Here is an 18,777-nt window from a genome sequence, read left to right on the forward strand (position 1 = left end):
TGACACATTAACGCGAATGATAACTCAGGTAAAGTGACGTTAGTATTTCAACAGGAGGCCAATAGCATGTGGGTTCACTATCCAATTATGTTTTTAATTTTACTAATGTGTTTTTTATGGTTACTGACGACTGCGTTACGGATTTCAGCGTTCAAACGTAAGCGTGTTTCCGCATCTGATATTCAGTTTGTTCATAAAAATAACTTCGAAATAACAACGACTCTAGCGGGTAATAGTTATGACAATCAGTTTCAACAATCAACATTGTTTATTGTATTGCTGTGTTTGTTACATCAACAGCACATTGAGGGACATTTTTGGTTTGTAGTGAGTACCTTCTTTGTTGTTGCGCGTTACTGGCATTGCTTTGAACATATCGTGTGTCGAAATCTGTTAATGCGAACCATCGCTTTTGCGCTTGCTAGTAGCTGTTTATTTATCGCTTGGTTTGCATACTTATATGTCAATATCATGGGCAAGGTTTAGTTTCAGCCTCCACTCGAATCATTAAGCGCAGGGCTTTAAAAGAACTTTTAGCCCTGCCCCAAACAGTGATAAAATAATGCTTTGCTGTGAATTCATCGCCTAGGTTATATTTTTGAATACTTCTACTTATATTCCAGAGTCCTTTTTAGCAGACGTAAAGAGCTATATTCCTGATCACCTTAACATCGAAGATTTTGTGACGGCCTGTCAGAGCCCTTTGCGCCGTAGCGTACGCGTCAACACCTTGAAAATGTCAGTAGCAGCGTTTGAACAATATTGCCAACTCAATGATTGGCAGATTGAGCCTGTACCTTGGTGCGAGAATGGGTTTTGGTTAACGCGCCCTGAAGACGAAGAGGAAAATTTACCCATCGGTAATACCGAATTACATCTAAGTGGTTGTATTTACGTACAAGAAGCAAGCTCTATGTTGCCACCTATGGCTTTGGCTGACGCGCTTGAACATAGCCTGTGTGTATTAGATATGGCAGCAGCCCCTGGTTCTAAAACGTCGCAACTAGCAGCGATGATGAACAATCAAGGCGTTCTAATTGCCAATGAGCTATCATCATCTCGTGTTAAAGTGCTTGCAGCCAATATGAAACGCATGGGTGTTGCCAATTGTGCGCTATCTCATTTCAATGGCACGATTTTCGGCGACTATATGTTTGAGTGTTTTGACAGTATTTTGCTTGATGCACCCTGCTCTGGTGAAGGCACGGTTAGAAAAGATGCCGATGCATTAAAAAACTGGTCCCTGCAATCAAATATCGATATCAGTGAGGTTCAAAAGCAGTTGATCCGCAGCGCTTTTTTTGCACTCAAGCCCGGTGGAACGCTGGTGTATTCTACTTGTACGCTCACTCCTATCGAAAACCAAGCTGTGTGTACATATTTACTGGAACAATTTGCAGGACACATAGAAGTAGAACCTCTAGATGAACTGTTTGATGGTGCCCAAAGAGCAACTACTGAACAAGGGTACTTGCATGTTTGGCCACAGATTTTCGACAGTGAAGGTTTTTTTATCGCGAAGTTTAAAAAGGTAGGATCTGTCGAAAACCCCGAGCAAAAGTTTAAAAAAGGTGCTTTCCCGTTTATTGCCACCGACGCTAAGCTGCAAGTCTCATTTCTTGGGTATATCAAAAAGCACTTTGGCATCAAGTCATTAAACGGCACGTTAATGACCCGAGATAAGGAGCTATGGCTGTTTCCTGATGCTTTAGAGCAACTGCAAAATAAGATTAAGTACGCCAGATTGGGCATACAAATTGGTACAACCCACAAAAATGGGGTACGTCTTGAGCATGAGTTTGCAACCGCCCTTGGTCACCTTGCCGCAGACAATACTCTGGCGATGGACCAGCGACAGGCGTGTGATTATTTTCAAGGAAAAGACATCCGTCTTGCACAACCCACAACAAAAACAGGGGAAGTTATTCTAACCCTTTGCGGTGCGCCTGTTGGTTTAGGCAAATGGCAAAAGAATAAAGTCAAAAATAGTTTACCACGGGATCTGGTTAGCAACGCCCAGTTGATAACTTGGGTATAACTTGAAGATATCTTTTGATTATTTTTAGACTAAATAGGAATATAAACAATAACACGCTGTTTTTTAATGACTTTAAAAATATTTCATATGTTTGTAAGTTTTGTGAATTGTTAACTACACTTAAATTACTTTCTACTTCTCCCTAATGTATAGAAGGTGTTTTCAAGTAACGCATTGGCTCATACGAGCCATCCCCTAAACCCAGAGCATCCCTTTGCTCTGGGTCTTTTTTTGCTTAACATTTATCAACAATCAGTTTGCTCTTTGACGGCATAAAGGCCTTAAAAAGCGCTGCATCGCATTGAGGCCAACCGATGTACTCCTTACATCCGTGCTTGATGGAAATGGGCCGCCATGATTCATCGACGGGCACACCTCAACTCCTGTTGGCATTTGATTTTCAATCAATCTTCCAACTTTATACTGTAGTGATTCGATCACTTGATGATGGTTTGTGAAGTCTCCTTCTGTACCATGTATAGACGCCGTTAATTGCCCTTGTAAGTTATCCACAAGCTCAGAGAGTTGTGTTTCGTTTTCATACGTCACCAACATTGCACACGGCCCAAATACTTCCTCATGTAATTCACTATTTGCCAGATAGGTGTCGGCATCAGTCGCAAATAGATGCGCATTGGCGTGAAACGACTCCAGCAAATGCCCTTGTGCCAACAATGAAACACCCGAAGTTGCTTTGAGGCGCTCAATACTTTGCTTATAGCTGTTAACAATATTCGGGGATAAAAGCGTATCTGACTGACTGCCGTTGATCTGCTGCTTAACAGTTTCAATAAATGTTTCGCTGCCTGTTGGCACGATCCACAACCCTGGACTTGTACAAAATTGACCATTGCCCATCAATAAAGACTGACATAATTGCTGCGCCAGCGATTCGCTCTGTTGTACTAAACGCTCGTCGAAAATCAACTGTGGATTTATACTGCCCAGTTCACCGTAAAATGGGATACGCTCTGCGCGCTTTGCGATAGTATCCATTAGCTTTTGAGCAACGTTAAACGAGCCTGTAAAGCCAACCGCCTTGACTGACGGTGCAGCCACCAACTGGTGTGCGATATCGTAGCTTTTCGCTTGGATCATTGAAAACACCCCAGCAGGCATGTTGGTCTTACTAATTGCTCGGTCAATGGCTTTGGTCATAAGCTCACTGGTTGCAGGATGTGCCGTATGACTTTTCATGATAACCGGACAACCCGCTGCAAGCGCTGACGCTGTATCGCCACCTAGTGTTGAAAACGCATAGGGGAAGTTTGATGCGCCAAACACCGCCACAACACCTACAGGTAAATAATTCAACTGTGTATAAGGCTTTGGCAAAGGTGAACGGCTGGGATCTGCCAAGTCTTCCTGAGCTAAGTCTAAAACGCCATTACGACTTTGCTCCAAAGCTTGGGCAAAAGCGCGCAGTTGATTGAGCGTACGCCCTCTTTCTCCTTGCAATCGAGCTATGGGCAAGTTTGTTTCTTCATGTGTCACATGGATGAGGGCCTCGCCAAGCGCTTCTATTTCATCTGCAATTGCAAATAAAAATGTGGCACGTTGTGCAAAACTTGTTTGTCTGTAGCTTACAAATGCTTTTGCCGATGCATCAATCGCCTCTTGCAGCATTTGTGATGTCGCTTCATAGATAGGGGTTGTTAATGGCTGGTCGTGCTTTGGTGAAAAGCCAAAGAATGCCTGTGCATTTTCGGCTATTTGCCATTGTCCAGCGATATAACTTGCACCACTTATCTCCATGGTTTGCTCCTGTTGTTTCATTTGGTTTAAATCACTTGGAAGCCAAAAGCATAAGGATCACTGTCATCCACGCTAATGTTGCTAGTACCTGTTACTTTTGACCACCCTCGGATACTCGGTAAAATTGCTGGCTTTGTAGCCACTTCCGTTACGCCTTCTATACAACCTACAAACTGGCTGCCAATATAGCTCTCATGAACAAATTCTTGTCCAATGCTGAGCCTGCCTTTTGCAAATAGCTGTGCCATTCTCGCACTGGTGCCTGTGCCACAAGGTGAACGGTCAATCGCCTTATCACCATAAAACACCGCATTGGCAGCACTAGAATTGGCATGTTTTGGCTGTCCAGTCCAAAGTACGTGCGATGCTCCGTTGACCGTTGCATCCAATGGGTGAACGCACTGTAGTGTCTGGTTAATTACTTCACGTACTTTAGGGCTGTGTTTTAATATTTGGGCGGCACTCCATTGTTCGATTCCTGGAAAGTTTGGCTGAGGTTCAACGATGATGTAAAAATTACCGCCATAGGAAATATCGACTTTTAGGCTGCCTAATTCAGGCACCTCTATCATGACATTTTCATATGCAAGATATGCTGGCACATTAAATAGCTTGACCCATTGTACAAACCCATCTTCCATTGAATATTCAACATTTACTCTGCCGGCTGGCGTATCGAGCTTGAGTTGACTATTGTGCGTTGGTTGAATAAGGCCGTGCTCTAAAGCGAATGTCACCGTACCTATCGTGCCATGACCACACATAGGTAGGCAGCCAGATGTTTCAACAAACAAAATGCTCGCATCGCCATCATCGGTTGTGGGCGGATAAATAAATGAACCAGACATCATATCGTGACCTCTAGGCTCAAACATTAACGCCTGACGTACCCAATCAAACTCGGCCATAAAATGCTGACGCTTTTCACTCATTGTGTCACCCCGTAAATTGGGGTGACCACTAGTGATCAGGCGCACAGGGTTGCCACAAGTGTGACCGTCAATACATGAGAATGTCCCTTTGCGCATACATATTAATCCAGTTTAAATTTACTAAGATCAATACGCGTTGTCATCGCTTCGTCGTATAAACGATTGATCATCGCTTTTTCATCTTCAGGCAGACTTAATCGCGGTGCACGGGTTACTTCTGACCCTCTCCCCGCCAATTGCTCCGCGTATTTAATACATTGTACAAGTGTTGGGATAGTATCTAGACGAAGCAAAGGTAAGAACCAACGCCAGATCTCTTTGGCTTCTTCATAACGTCCTTGACGCGCCAGCTCGTAGATAGCCACAGACTCTCTTGGGAACACGTTGGTAAGGCCTGAAATCCAACCTGTTGCACCCAACATCAAACTCTCAAGCGCGATATCATCCACACCACCGAAGATGATAAACCTGTCAGCAAAAGCGTTTTGTAGCTCCGTGATGCGCCGTGTGTCTGTCGTCGCTTCTTTAATCGCTACAATATTTTCCTCATTCGCCAGTACCTTCATGCCTTCGATTGAAACATCAACACCGTATGTTATTGGGTTGTTGTAAATCATCACTGGCAAAGACATGCTGCGCGCTATTTGTTGATAGTGGTAAATCGCTTCTCGCTCTGTTGAGCGGTACACCATCCCTGGAAGTACCATAAGGCCATCAACGCCTATTTCTTCTGCATCTTGGCAAAATTCAATAGCAAACTGAGTCGTCGTTTCAGCAACGCCAGTAAGTAGAGGAACGCGGCCTGCGACTACTTCTTTTACAGCTTTTAAAACTTCGCGCTTTTCTTGTGCACGTAGCGAACAGTTTTCTCCGACAGTACCCAATACGATGATGCCATGTACACCTTCATTGATCAGTGCATCTATCATGCTCTTTGTTGTATCAAAGTTAATACTACCGTCGTCATAGAATTGAGTGGTAACTGCTGGGTAAACCCCTTGCCATTCGATCATTTTATTTGTTCCTCATTGGTTTTTGTGTTTACCATCTTAGGTATATTGTATACAATAATCAATATTCAAATATAAAAATTATTTTTGTTAACCTTAGAAAGAACACAGAAAAAACCTTAACTAGATGATTATTAAAGAATTAAATAAATTTGGTGAAGCACAAAAAATTCTTCTCTAAGGTTAAAATACACAGATACAATTTGAGAAATTTGTATACCAGACTTCCAAATTGTGTCCTGCAGAGGAAAAATGCATGGCCCAAAAAAAACAACATATTGCAGTCATTGGTGCTGGGATCATCGGCTTATGTACCGCCAAGAGGCTTCAGGATTTAGGCTTTTCAGTCGCGTTATTTGACCCAGAAGGCATTGCGCAACGCTGCTCAAAAGGCAATGCTGGGCATTTTGCAACCGAACAAGTGTTTCCACTTGCCAACGCAAAGTTGCTCCCCAATTTGCCGAGCATGCTCTTCAACCCACTTGGCCCACTAAGAATTGACTGGCGCTACGCATTGAAAATGTGGCCTTGGTTTTTACGCTTTCTTTTAAATATGCGCCCCGCCTCATTTAAAAAACACACGCTAGCACTGAGAGCGCTCAATGAATCAGCATTAGCGGCTTACCAAGAGCTATTACCTGATGGCGACTATGATTCGCTCATTACTAAAAATGGCTCATTACTTACGTTTGAAACAAGCCCAACACAACAGGTCGAGCAGGTGTATCTGGCGTTTAAAGCGCAAGGTGTCTCGGTGAAGTGGTTAAAAGGGAGCGAAATCCAAGCTCTTGAGCCCTCTCTAAATGACAATGTAAGACATGCCTTGCTGTTTTGCGATGTGGGCCACAGTGTTGACCCTCATGCTTTGTGTATGCATATTTATCAACGCTTTGTCGAAAACGGTGGTGTTTTTGCCCGCACAGGGATTACTGAGATCTTACCCAGCTCTGATCAAGTCAGGCTATTGACCGAACAGGGAGAAAGCCTAGCGTTTGAGCAAATCGTATTGTGTACCGGTGCTTGGAGCAAAACCCTCTCAAAGCAACTAGGTTTTAAAGTTCCCCTAGACACTGAACGTGGTTACCATGCCATGTTGAATGAACAAGGTGCTTTGTCTCGTCCAGTTGCATCTGCCGAGAGACAGTTTATCATCACCCCTATGCAATCGGGGTTACGATTAGCTGGTACTGTTGAGTTTGCAGGGCTAGATGCACCAGAGCGCCAAGAGCGAGCAACCATGTTACTTACCCATGCTCAGCAACTTATTCAGGGCATTAAACAAAGTAAAGTGCATCAAACTTGGATGGGTTGCCGCCCTTCATTACCGGATTCTCTGCCCGTTATCAGCCAGTCTCCAAAGCACAACAATGTGATATTTGCGTTTGGCCACCAGCATTTAGGCCTAACTCAAGCTGCTATCACCGCAAAACTCGTTGGCCAATTATGCATGGGTGAACAACCCATGCTTGATCTAACCCCCTACCGAATCGATCGATTTTAGGAGTAAACATGACAACAATAGGTATAGGTACACATTCACAGCAACAAGCGCTCGATACATTAAAAGATATGACTCAGGGTGTGCAAGCCATTCAATATAATGAGTATTTAACACGTATTGAGAAAGCGCAAAGTTACATGCAGCAACATGGTATCGATGCTATCTATCTCAATGCGGGTACTAACTTGAAATACTTCACAGGAATGCAGTGGTATGCCAGTGAACGGATGGTTGGTGCCATTTTACCCGCCTCTGGTGCCGTTGAGTTCATCGCCCCGACGTTTGAAATTGGCTCGCTACTTGATTATCAAGTTGTGGAGGGGCCAATTAACGATTGGCAAGAGCATCAAAGCCCTTATGCGCTATTTGCCCAAGTGTTAGAAAAAATGGGGATTAGCGCCAACGCCACCATTGGTATTGATGAAAGTACCGCATTTTTTGTTGCCGATGGTATTCAAAAAGCCGCCCCCGAACTTAATTTAGTCAATGCCCAACCAGTGACTGCACATTGTCGTATGCATAAATCAGACAACGAGCTGGCACTTATTCAACGCGCTATGGATATGACTTTGGCAGTTCATAAAGCAACTGCGAGCATGTTACATGAAGGGATCACCACAACCGAGGTAGAAGCTTTCATCAATCAAGCTCATAAAAAAGTAGGCGCATCAGGAAGTTACTTCTGTATTGTATTGTTTGGTAAAGCCAGTTCATTCCCACACGGTGTGAAAGAGCCACAGGAGCTTAAAAAAGGCGACATCGTATTAGTTGATACCGGCTGTAAGCTGGAAGGTTACCTCTCGGATATTACCCGTACTTATGTTTTTGGTGAAGCAACTGAGCGTCAACGCACCATGTGGCAACATGAGAAAAATGCCCAAATCGCCGCTTTTGAAGCTGCTCAAATCGGCAAATCATGTGGTGATGTTGACCACGCAGCCCGCAGTTACCTAGCCTCTGTTGGTCTTGGCCCTGAGTACGATTTACCAGGCTGCCCGCATCGCACAGGACATGGCATTGGTATGGATATTCACGAATGGCCATATTTGGTTAAAGACAACCCACAACCACTGGCCAAAGGTATGTGTTTTAGTAATGAACCTATGCTCGTGATACCCGATGAATTTGGTGTGCGTCTTGAAGATCACTTCTACATGACAAGTCAGGGAGCAAAGTGGTTTACACAACCAAGTCATAGTATTGATGATCCGTTTGGATTGGCTCAGTCAGATAACTAATTTGTGTAAAGGGGCCAATGTGCCCCTTTTCTTTCCTCCACCATAAATATATACTTTATATATAAAACATATATAAGGCGTATATTTTGGGTATTGTTAAAATTTCCGAAGAACTTCATGAAGAGCTGCGCACTGCATCGCATGTGATGTCTCGTTCAATCAACTCTCAAGCTGAGTTTTGGATTAAAATGGGTCGTTTAGCCGAGCTCAACCCAGACAAAACATTTTCTCAACTTATTCAAGATGAGCTGACACAACACCTAAAACAGCAAGGTGTGGTCAATGAATGATGTAATCATCAAAAGTGATGAGCAAATTGCCTTGATGCGTGAGTCGGGCAAGCTATTAGCACAGGTGTTTGTCATGCTTGATGAGGTTGTAAAGCCCGGTATCTCTACCATGGAAGTAAACAACCTCGTTGATCAATTTATCACGCAAGAATTGAATGCACGCCCCGCTTCAAAAGGTCAATACGGCTACCAGTTTGCGCTTAATAGCTCTGTCAATAATGTGGTTTGTCATGGTGTACCAAGCGACGCTCAAGTGCTATCAGATACCGATATTGTTAACTTTGACATTACCCTTGAAAAGCATGGCTTTATTACAGACTCCAGTAAAATGTATGTCATGCCCAATGCCAGCGAGGCTGCTAAGCAACTGGTCGCCGTGACACAACAGGCAATGTGGCAAGCAATCAAGCTGGTTAAACCCGGTGCCAGATTAGGCGATATTGGTCATATTATTTCGAAACTGGCTCACCAAAATGGTTATAGCGTGGTGCGTGAATATTGCGGTCATGGTATCGGTGAGCAAATGCATGAAGCACCCAATGTTTTGCATTACGGTAAACCCAATACCGGCATGAAACTACAACCAGGTATGACATTTACCATTGAACCTATGATCAATCAGGGCAGCGCAAAGATTAAAACAAAATCCGATGGCTGGACCGTGGTAACCAAAGATAAAGGCCTGTCTGCACAGACTGAGCATACTATTTTGGTCACTAATACAGGCTTTGAAGTGCTTACCCTGCGTCCTGAAGAAGCGGCATTGATAACAAACGAATAACGATAGTCAGTAAAGCGAAACGTTTGTCAACACACAAAAAAGCCCGGCTATACCGGGCTTGTTACTTTTTGGTTGTTTAGTAATTAGAACTTGTAGTCAAACTTAAAGTAAGCCTGACGACCAAGGGTGCTGTGCGTTTTAGCATCGATGCCCATCGCATCCGAAGGCACAAATGGCGCTTCTTCGTTTAACAAGTTAGCCGCACCCAGTGTCAAAGTTAAGTCTTTGAAACCAATGTAGCTTACCGTCGCATCAAACGTTGTCCACGAGTCAATCTTAAACTTGTTACCGTCGCTGTCCGCCAAGTCATTGTATGAATCAATGTAGTTGGCGTTCAAGGTTGCTAACCAATCATTGTTTGCCCAGTCGACACCCGCCGTCCAACGGTATTGTGGATGCTCATGTTCACCATTTAAGTCTTCTACCACAATACTGGTGTTACCTGCATCATCACTTTCAAAAGACTGCTCTTCAAAGTTCAGTGCATAGGTCAGGTTATAGGTAAACTTGAATTCACCCATGCTTTGCGTGGTTAGCGCATAAGCTAGGTTTAGGTCAAAGCCATCTGTGTCTCGGCCACCGATGTTTACGAAGGTATCATTGATTCTTAAGATACGGCCTAAAGTGCTGCCCTGCATTGGCGCACGAACCACTAAGTTAGGATCAGTACCACAACAATCTACTAGTTTTTGTGCGCCGATTTTCTTGATCAGATCGTCTTGATCGTAGTTCCAGTAATCAACACCAATACTGAAATCATCCGTCGCCTGCCAAACTACACCTAAGTTGTAGTTTTCAGATGTCTCTGGCTGTAACTCTTTGTTACCTGCAACCACAGCTGTGTACTCTGTTGGTTCACAGTCTGCTTCTGCGCCAGTTTGACGACAACGTTCTTTATCTATAACCGAAGGTGATTCGTCTGTACGGCCTAAATGAAGCTGTACAAGTGATGGTGCTCTAAATGCTGTACCCCATGAACCACGTACTACTAATGAATCAACTGGTGCCCAGCGGAATGCCACTTTGGGGTCTGTTGTTGTACCAAAGTCACTGTAGTCTTCATGACGAACAGCTAATTGCAGCTCTAAAGTGTCCAGTACTGGTACACTGAATTCAGCAAATACTGCGGTGTTATCTCTATCACCGTTCGCTTGCGTTGCTTCAGTACCAAAAATTTCACCTCTTAGGTATTGTGAATCTGGATTATCTTCAATTTTTTCACGGCGAGACTCAAAACCAAATGCCGCTGAAACATAACCTGCGCCCAGCTCAAATAACTCACCAGAAATCGTACCATCAACTGATTGCATAGTAGATGAGCCATAACGCGTTGTGGTTGTTTCAAAATAAGCTAACCCTTCGGCAGTATTTGTGCTTGGTTCAAACGGGTTCCATAAACCCATATCGATTGCTTCTTGTGCTAAGCGCTTGTTAGGGAAACCATCAAAACCTTTTTCAACCGCGCTAGAACGGATAGTTGAATACGCAACTTCCCAATCCCAGTCTTTAAAGTTACCACGTGCACCGATTACGGCGCGGTAGTATTCTGAATCCACATCTTTTTTACGATTACCGATATCAACAGTACGACGGCGCATTGAAATATCTACACCATGTAAGAAGTGTGACGGATCACTCGCCAGCGGATGATTTGGGTTATCACCCATCATAGTCAATTCAGTAAAGCTTGGGCTGCCCGCACCTTGAATAAATGTTGAAGCATGCTGTGCTGCAAACTCTGCAAAACCTTCAACGCCGTCAGTGAGTTCCTGTACACCGTTATAGCTAAAGCTAACACGCTCCGTAGATGGGATTAGGGTCATGTGCGGTGCATAATCATAGCGGCAAATATCACCGATAATCATTTCGTCAGGACAGGTGTCATTGCCCCACACATCAGCAAAAATAGTTTGGCGAATTGGGGTGCCGTCATCCGCAGTACCAGTCACTGGCAGTCGTGCCCACTGCTCATCAGTCAGCATGCCTCTAACCACTTCTACACTACCTGGAAAACCTGAAGAACTCAGAGAGTTATTACCGCCTCTAAAGCGCTGATCCGCAGTAGCTGTATAGTCTCTATCACCATAAAACACATCACCACGCTTGAAATAATCCAATGCAAAGTTGTGCTGGCCTTTATCAGTCGATGAGCCCCAAAGTAATGTGAAGTTCTGCTCTTCGCCACCGCCATCAGCGGTGTCTGATACTTTACCGGATAGTTCAAAGCCATCGATGTCATTACGCAAAATAATGTTGATAACCCCAGCTACGGCATCCGAACCATACGTTGCCGATGCACCATCTTTTAGAATATCAATGCGTTTTACGGAAGAGACTGGAATGGTATTTAAGTCAACGAATGATGTTTCGATATCTTTGGCGAATGGGCTCACAGCCACACGGCGACCATTAATTAAAACCAAGGTTGAAGACGCGCCTAAGCCTCTGAGCGCAACACTCGAACCACCGTTTGCTGTATCGTCACTTGAGTTGCCTTGCGTACTAAATGTACCCGCACCTGATACAGGTAACTTTTGTAGCGCACCGATGAGGTCTGTTGAGCCAGTCGCGGCTAGGTCGCCTGCTGAGATTGATTGAATTGGAGATGGACCTTCCATATCCGTACGTTTAATGTGAGAGCCGGTAACTTCGATGCGCTCAACTTTTTCTTCTGCTGCCACTGCCAATTGTGTTTGACCGAGTAACATGGCCGCTGACAATGCACTTAATGTGAATATTGGTTTCATTGTTTGCTTTTCCCTGTTGTAGTGTAAGTTATTGTTTTAATTAACCAGCATTGTTCTATCACATATTTACGCGGTGTACAATTCGACACTTTTCTAACATTTTCCTGCGTATAATTTCCGTTTTCGCAAGCAAAATTAAAAATAAAAATTTAAAATCAACAAGTTATTTACTACACCAAATGCTTTTCTAAATTTTTTTTAGACAGACAAATTAATGACCAATCTCATTTTTTTTACGACCAAAATGTTACATTTGATGTCTGGCACACAAAGCTGGGCTAATGGCCACCTCAGCATTTGAAAGTACACTGTCAATCATTTGCTCTCGGCAAGTTGTTTATTATTTAGTTTTTAAAAACAATAAAATGAGACTTTATAGACTAATGAAATTGCCTAGAGTCACTTTTTAAATCCTGTAATAAATCACTGCGGTCAAGCAGCCGACCAGCGATAACATGAATTACTTCGCCACTGCGCTCTAACACCCCTTTTACCTCCAATATCTTGGCGCTCAGATAAGCCTGCTTCTGCGCCCGTGCAGTTTCTGACCACACTACCACGTTGATATTGCCAGTATCATCTTCCAATGTGAAAAATGTAACTCCTGCGGCGGTGCCCGGTGCTTGTTTTCCCGTCACTACGCCTACCACTGTGACAAGCTGTTGATCCGCTATACGGCTAAGTTGCGCCATACGTGTAAATCGCCCTAACCGCCCAGCTTCATCCAATAGTGTAATTGGGTGCTTATGTAGCGTCAGGCCCATTACCGCGTAATCCTCAAGCACATTATCCAGTTCACTTCCCTCACCCTGTGGTGCTAACACAAGCTCTTCGAAACAATCGCTATTGGCAAACAGGGGTAAGTCCATATCTTTATTCATCAACTGCCACCTTGCGCTATAGCGGCCACCAGCAAAACACGCCAGAGCATTGCTTGAAGCCAGTAGTTCCATACTATGTGAGTCCACCCCTGCTTTGCTTAATTGCTGAATATTTTGATAGCCCCCTACAGGGCGGCGCTTTAGCAGTATTGTGATCGCGTCTGTTTTCAATCCTTTTATCATTCTTAGCCCCAAACGAACTGCAAAACTGTGTTCATATTGAAGAACTTCATGATCATGATGAGAGGCATTGACACAAACAGGCAATATAACCACACCATGACGCCGTGCGTCCTGAGATAATTGCGATGCACTATAAAACCCCATTGGCAGGCTATTTAACAGTGCAGTATAGAAAAACGCCGGAAAGTAATATTTCAACCACGCTGAACTATAGGCCAATACAGCAAAAGAAGCCGAGTGACTCTCAGGAAAACCATATTCGCCAAAACCACAGATTTGGGCAAATATTTGCTCAGCATAGCGCTGTGAGTAACCCCTTTGCTGCATACCGCTTAGTAATTTATCTTTAAACTGTAACAGCTCTCCCGTTTTCTTCCATGAGGCCATTGCACGTCGCAACTTATCCGCTTCTCCGCCACTAAACCCTGCCGCAACCATAGCCAATTTAATGACCTGCTCTTGAAAAATAGGCACTCCTAAAGTACGAGATAGAACAGACTTCACATCATCAGAGGGGTAGCTCACAGGTTGCTCCCCTGCGCGGCGTTGCAAAAACGGATGTACCATACCTCCTTGGATTGGACCTGGGCGTACAATCGCAATTTGTATTACTAAATCGTAGTAACAGGCGGGTTTTAACCTTGGTAGCATGCTCATCTGGGCACGGGATTCGACTTGAAAAATGCCTACCGTATCGGCTTTTTGCAACATGCCGTAAACCTGAGGGTCATCCCCTAAACGGGTAATATCCACAATGTTCCAAGCGTAGCCAAAGTGCTGTTCAATGGAGTCAAAACACTTTCTTATTGCACTCAACATACCCAGCGCTAAGATATCTACCTTCAATAAAGACAAACTTTCTAGGTCGTCTTTATCCCATTGGATCACGGTACGCGCTTCCATGGCTGCATTTTCAACAGGCACCAGTTCATATAAAGGCCCTGATGAAATAACAAAGCCACCCACATGTTGAGAAAGGTGTCTGGGGAATCCCAAAATCTCATTCACCAATTCAATAAAAAGCTGCCCTTGATAAGAGTTTGCATCCAAGCCCAACTCATGCAATTGTGATTGCCAAGATACCAACCTGTCGCGGCGATTTACTTGCTTAATAAAGTAATCCAGCTGTGTGCTATCCATCGCTAAGGCCTTGCCAACGTCTCGCACAGCACTTTTAAACCGATAAGTGATCACCGTTGCAGCCAGTGCCGCCCGCTCCCGACCATATTTTTGATAAATATATTGGATCACTTCTTCACGGCGTTGATGTTCAAAGTCCACATCAATATCGGGTGGTTCGTTACGCTCTTGACTGATAAAACGCTCAAAAAGTACCGAGACCTGACGAGGGTCAACCGCTGTAATTTGCAAGCAGTAACACACCACTGAGTTAGCCGCAGAACCTCGGCCTTGGTATAAAATACCTTGTCGCTTAGCAAACATCACGACATCGTGAATGGTTAAAAAGAAATAGGGATAATTCAGCTGTTCAATCAGTGTAAGCTCTTTTTCAATCAACGCTTCAATGTCATCGGGCACACCATCAACAAAGCGCAGCTGTTTACCCTCATTCACCAAGCATCGCAAATAGCTCATTGCAGTATGGCCTTGCGGCACCAACTCACTCGGGTATTCGTATCGCAAACGCCCTAAATCAAAAGTGCACCGTGCAGCAATGTCACACGCAGTATTTAACCACTGAGCGCTAAACAATTTGCTCAGTTTAACTTTGCTGCGCAGCGCTCGCTCAGTATTTGATAGCAGCTTTTCACCAAGTTCTTGTACCGCACAGTTGTGCCTAATCGCGGTGAGTGTATGTTGTAGTTTTTGCCGCTCACTAACATGCATCAATACACCGCCACAGGCTGTTATTGTGATGGCATATTGCTTCGCAAGCTGCTTGCAGTGATTAATATAAGCTTTGTCGTTATGCTGGAGGTGGCGCTGCACTCCTAGCCAGACCCGCTCTTGGTGATACTGCTTAAACCACGCCCCCCAGTGAATGTCTTGTTCATCAAACGTAGGAAGCCAAATGATGAAACACTGCTTTATCGACATAATATCCCACAGGCTCAACTCATAACTTCCTTTATCACAACGCTTTCTCGCATTGCTTATCACGCGACATAACTCAGCATAAGCTTGGCGGTTCGGACTCAGTAGCACAAACTGTAAAGATTGATATTGAAAAAAGCTCCCAACTATCAGCTTAATTGTGAGTTTATTATCTTTTATAGCTCGATGGGCTCGTACCACTGCCGCCACGGAACATTCGTCGCAAATAGCCAACGCATCATAGGCCAAAAAGTCGGCTTGCTTGATAAGCTCTTCTGGATGAGAAGCGCCTTGTAAAAACGAAAAGTTACTTTGACAAAATAGTTCGGCATAGCGCATAAACGACAAGAACAAAATACTGTACATAAACACAGTATTCAGTATTTAAGCGCAAAGATCAATGATCCTCAAGCAAGGTACGATGAACCTTCTATGGCTAAAATATAACCATGCTTAAAACCACAGAAAAAATTATTAAATATTTCTGATTTAAAAACAAAGTCATTGCACCGCATTTTTTTTTATGACACCGTGCTGTCGCAGCAAATTAATTAAGATAAATAATAATCAACAGAGTAGTAGTTATGACAGGACCTATTAAATTTTCTCCAGTGGCGCTTGCTTTATTTGCAAGCACCTGCGCGATGGCCCAACAAGCCAATGACGAAAACATTGAAACCATTTCCGTACTTGGTTCCAAAGTGTCAAACCGTACCGCCACCGAATCCACCTCCCCAATCGATATTTTAGATACTAAACAGCTCAATAAAGGCGGCTTTACCGAACTGGGCCAAAGCCTACAATCCATTGCGCCATCATTTAACTTTAGTCGAACGCAAGTCTCTGATGGCTCGGATCTATTCCGCCCTGCAACGCTGCGCGGTTTACAGCCAGATCAAACCTTGGTGTTGATCAACGGGAAACGCAGACATACACAAGCAATATTTGGCCTGTCAGGCACCGTAGGTGCGGGTGCTGCTGGCACAGATATGAACTCTATCCCATTAATGGCGCTTAAAAATGTTGAAATTTTAAGAGATGGTGCTGCTGCACGTTATGGCTCAGATGCGATTGCGGGTGTTATCAACTTATCACTGAACGATAGCACTGGGGTGACCACTGGCTTCTTCCAAGGTGGTGCAACGGGTGAAGGTGATGGTGACACTTACTCATTCGGCCTAAACCGAGGTTTTGACATTGGCAATGAAGGTGGATTTGTTAACCTCTCATTAGAATACCGAGACGGCGATGGTACTAACCGAGCTGAACGCGACACGGGCGGTTCATCAACAATCGCACCGGGCGAGTTATCAGATGAGGTACGTTGGCGTCAGGGTAACTCAGACACCGAGTTTGTGTCTGTGTTCTATAACGCCGCACTGCCTGTTGGCAACAAAGAGCTTTACTCTTTTGCGGGATTCTCGAATCGCACCGCTTTTGGTAATGGCTTTTATCGCGATTTTAACCGCGCTGAAAGAAACGTCCCACAGGTTTACCCAGATGGTTTCTTGCCAAGAATCGACAATGAAGCGCAAGATATTTCTTTTTCCGTGGGTTTCAAAGGCGACATCAATCCTGATTGGACCTTTGATCTATCAAGCGTATATGGTGAAAACCAATACGATTACTCATCGTCAAATACTATTAATGCTTCATACGCTGCCCAATACTTAGCAGACAACCCAAATGCCTCGGCGCAAGATATTGCCGACAACGCGGGGCCTAAGGGTGGTTACTCGGGAGGCTTTAGATTTGACCAATGGACAACCAACTTAGATATCACAGGTATTATTGATAGATCGGGTGCCGAGCCGATTTACCTTTCTATTGGCGCTGAATACCGCAAAGAAAACTACGAAATTGTACCAGGTGAAGTTGCCTCATACGCCTGTGGTCTCGCCAATGCTGACCGCTCATTCCCATCAGTTATCGACCCTGAAGTCTTCGCGGACTGCGGTTTTCAAGCTTATCAAGGGCTTAGACCAGATGCAGCCAATAAAGCAGACCGCTCAAGCTATGCGGTATACGTTGAAGCTGAAACGCTGTTAAATGAAGACTGGTTAGTGAGCGCTGCGCTACGTTATGAAGACGTTTCAAACTCAAATGATGACACGATTTGGAAACTGGCAACTCGCTATGAAGTCACCGAAGATTTTGCTGTACGCGCGGCAGCATCAACAGGTTTCAGAGCACCTTCGCTACAACAATCAGGTTATACGGCATTTACCACCACCTTAGGTGGCGACGGCTCATTGGCTACCTCTTACACCGCCACTGCAGGTTCAGCATTTCCGGCGGCGCTGGGCGTTGATGGCCTAAAACTTGAGTCATCAGATAACTACAACTTAGGTTTTGCCTGGGATGCTAGTAACGATTTATCTATTACCTTAGATTTTTATCAGATCAAAATCTATGACCGTATAAACCTAGGTAGCTTTATCGGTGTTGACAGCGAAGAGTTACAAAACTTCCCTGCGGCTAATGCGGCATTAGCTGCAACAGGTGCTGTACAGGGTAACTTCTTCTCTAACTCGCTGGATTCAACAACAACTGGGGTTGATTTTATCGCCTCTTACTCCATGGAACTGGCCAGTGGTGATTTAGACATTGCCTTTGCTGCCAACAAGAACAAAACAGAGATTGACAAAGTAAATTCGCCTGCGGGGATCCCTGAGGGTATCGCGCTGGATGAACAACGTCGTTCTTTCTTGACTCATGGGCAACCACAAGAGCGCGCCACACTGACGTTCGATTATCAGCAAGATAAGTGGAGTTCATTACTTAGATTCAACTACTTTGGTGAAACTGAGGTGACCTACTTTGCAGGCAAACACATTGCACTGCCCGACTTCCTATCTCCCACCAACGACTGGCGAGATACCAGTGTCGTTGAATCAGCAGTGCTAGTTGATGTGAACATGGGCTACCAGCTCAATGACAGCATTAACCTGTCTGTTGGTATCGACAACCTATTTGATGAAACCCCTGATGAATTAGGCGAAGATGAAGTACTTAACTTTATCACCAATGGCGCGATGCGCTATCCACTTCGTGCATTGCCCTACGGCTTTGATGGCATGACCTACTACGCGAAAGTGAATTTTAGTTTTTAACTAACTACATTAAGCGGTGAAGCTCACTTCACCGCTTAATAATAGCAACTACTCAAACAGCTAAGCGCTTGCCGTTTAGCCGTTTTTTATACTCTCCCATCATAGTTATCTGCTCACAATACCTCTACAACACCAATGTGAAATTAAGATTACCATTTTGTTGACTAAAGGTTAATTTAAGGCTTAAATTGATCTTAAAGCACGGCGCTGCGCTTTCAGACACTATGAACAGATGTATAGTGTTTATCGTTTT

At 44.2% G+C, this 18,777-nt stretch carries 12 protein-coding genes; 7 read left to right on the forward strand and 5 right to left on the reverse strand.

Features of this window, described 5'->3' with window-relative positions:
• Positions 1-66: 66 nt before the first annotated feature.
• Positions 67-486, forward strand: coding sequence for an MAPEG family protein (locus tag L1070_RS01065; RefSeq protein ID WP_237124143.1), 420 nt, complete (start codon positions 67-69; stop codon positions 484-486).
• 112 nt (positions 487-598) lie between these two features.
• Positions 599-2,038 carry a 16S rRNA (cytosine(1407)-C(5))-methyltransferase RsmF gene (gene rsmF, locus L1070_RS01070; protein WP_237124144.1) on the forward strand — a complete coding sequence of 480 codons (1,440 nt, stop codon included), beginning with the start codon at positions 599-601 and terminating at the stop codon, positions 2,036-2,038.
• 252 nt (positions 2,039-2,290) lie between these two features.
• On the opposite strand, the gene L1070_RS01075 is transcribed toward rsmF, so the two are convergent.
• The 3 genes from L1070_RS01075 to L1070_RS01085 are packed head-to-tail and all read right to left on the reverse strand — an operon-like array spanning position 2,291 to position 5,738.
• A complete protein-coding gene (locus L1070_RS01075; protein WP_237124145.1) occupies positions 2,291-3,793 on the reverse strand; it encodes an aldehyde dehydrogenase (NADP(+)) in 1,503 nt (500 codons plus the stop codon).
• Positions 3,794-3,819: 26 nt separating this feature from the next.
• Positions 3,820-4,821, reverse strand: a complete 1,002-nt coding sequence (locus L1070_RS01080) for a 4-hydroxyproline epimerase (protein ID WP_237124146.1) — start codon at positions 4,819-4,821, stop codon at positions 3,820-3,822.
• Positions 4,822-4,826: 5 nt separating this feature from the next.
• The gene (locus L1070_RS01085) at positions 4,827-5,738 is read right to left on the reverse strand and encodes a dihydrodipicolinate synthase family protein (RefSeq protein WP_237124147.1); all 912 of its coding nucleotides are present in this window, start codon (positions 5,736-5,738) and stop codon (positions 4,827-4,829) included.
• Between the two features lie 253 nt (positions 5,739-5,991).
• Here L1070_RS01085 and L1070_RS01090 point away from each other — a divergent pair, with 253 nt between their 5' ends.
• From L1070_RS01090 to map, 4 genes are all read left to right on the forward strand, one after another.
• Complete coding sequence (locus L1070_RS01090; RefSeq protein WP_237124148.1) at positions 5,992-7,236, forward strand: FAD-dependent oxidoreductase; 1,245 nt, start codon at positions 5,992-5,994, stop codon at positions 7,234-7,236.
• A gap of 8 nt (positions 7,237-7,244) precedes the next feature.
• Complete coding sequence (locus tag L1070_RS01095; protein ID WP_237124149.1) at positions 7,245-8,474, forward strand: Xaa-Pro peptidase family protein; 1,230 nt, start codon at positions 7,245-7,247, stop codon at positions 8,472-8,474.
• Between the two features lie 86 nt (positions 8,475-8,560).
• Positions 8,561-8,764, forward strand: coding sequence for a ParD-like family protein (locus L1070_RS01100; RefSeq protein ID WP_070985339.1), 204 nt, complete (start codon positions 8,561-8,563; stop codon positions 8,762-8,764).
• Entirely contained in the window at positions 8,757-9,545 is a 789-nt protein-coding gene (gene map / locus L1070_RS01105) for a type I methionyl aminopeptidase (RefSeq protein WP_237124150.1), read from the forward strand. Before L1070_RS01100 ends, map begins: the two co-directional genes overlap by 8 nt.
• 83 nt (positions 9,546-9,628) lie before the next feature.
• Here the strand turns inward: map and L1070_RS01110 are convergent, their stop codons facing one another.
• On the reverse strand, positions 9,629-12,292 hold the full coding sequence (locus L1070_RS01110; RefSeq protein ID WP_237124151.1) for a TonB-dependent receptor: 2,664 nt from the start codon (positions 12,290-12,292) through the stop codon (positions 9,629-9,631).
• 380 nt (positions 12,293-12,672) lie between these two features.
• A complete protein-coding gene (locus L1070_RS01115) occupies positions 12,673-15,750 on the reverse strand; it encodes an error-prone DNA polymerase (protein ID WP_237124242.1) in 3,078 nt (1,025 codons plus the stop codon).
• A gap of 305 nt (positions 15,751-16,055) precedes the next feature.
• On the opposite strand from L1070_RS01115, the gene L1070_RS01120 reads away from it, so the two are divergent.
• Positions 16,056-18,524, forward strand: coding sequence for a TonB-dependent receptor (locus L1070_RS01120; protein ID WP_237124243.1), 2,469 nt, complete (start codon positions 16,056-16,058; stop codon positions 18,522-18,524).
• The last annotated feature ends 253 nt before the right edge of the window (positions 18,525-18,777 follow it).

It is taken from the genome of Pseudoalteromonas sp. MMG022 (genome assembly GCF_021654245.1).
GTDB lineage: Bacteria > Pseudomonadota > Gammaproteobacteria > Enterobacterales > Alteromonadaceae > Pseudoalteromonas > Pseudoalteromonas amylolytica.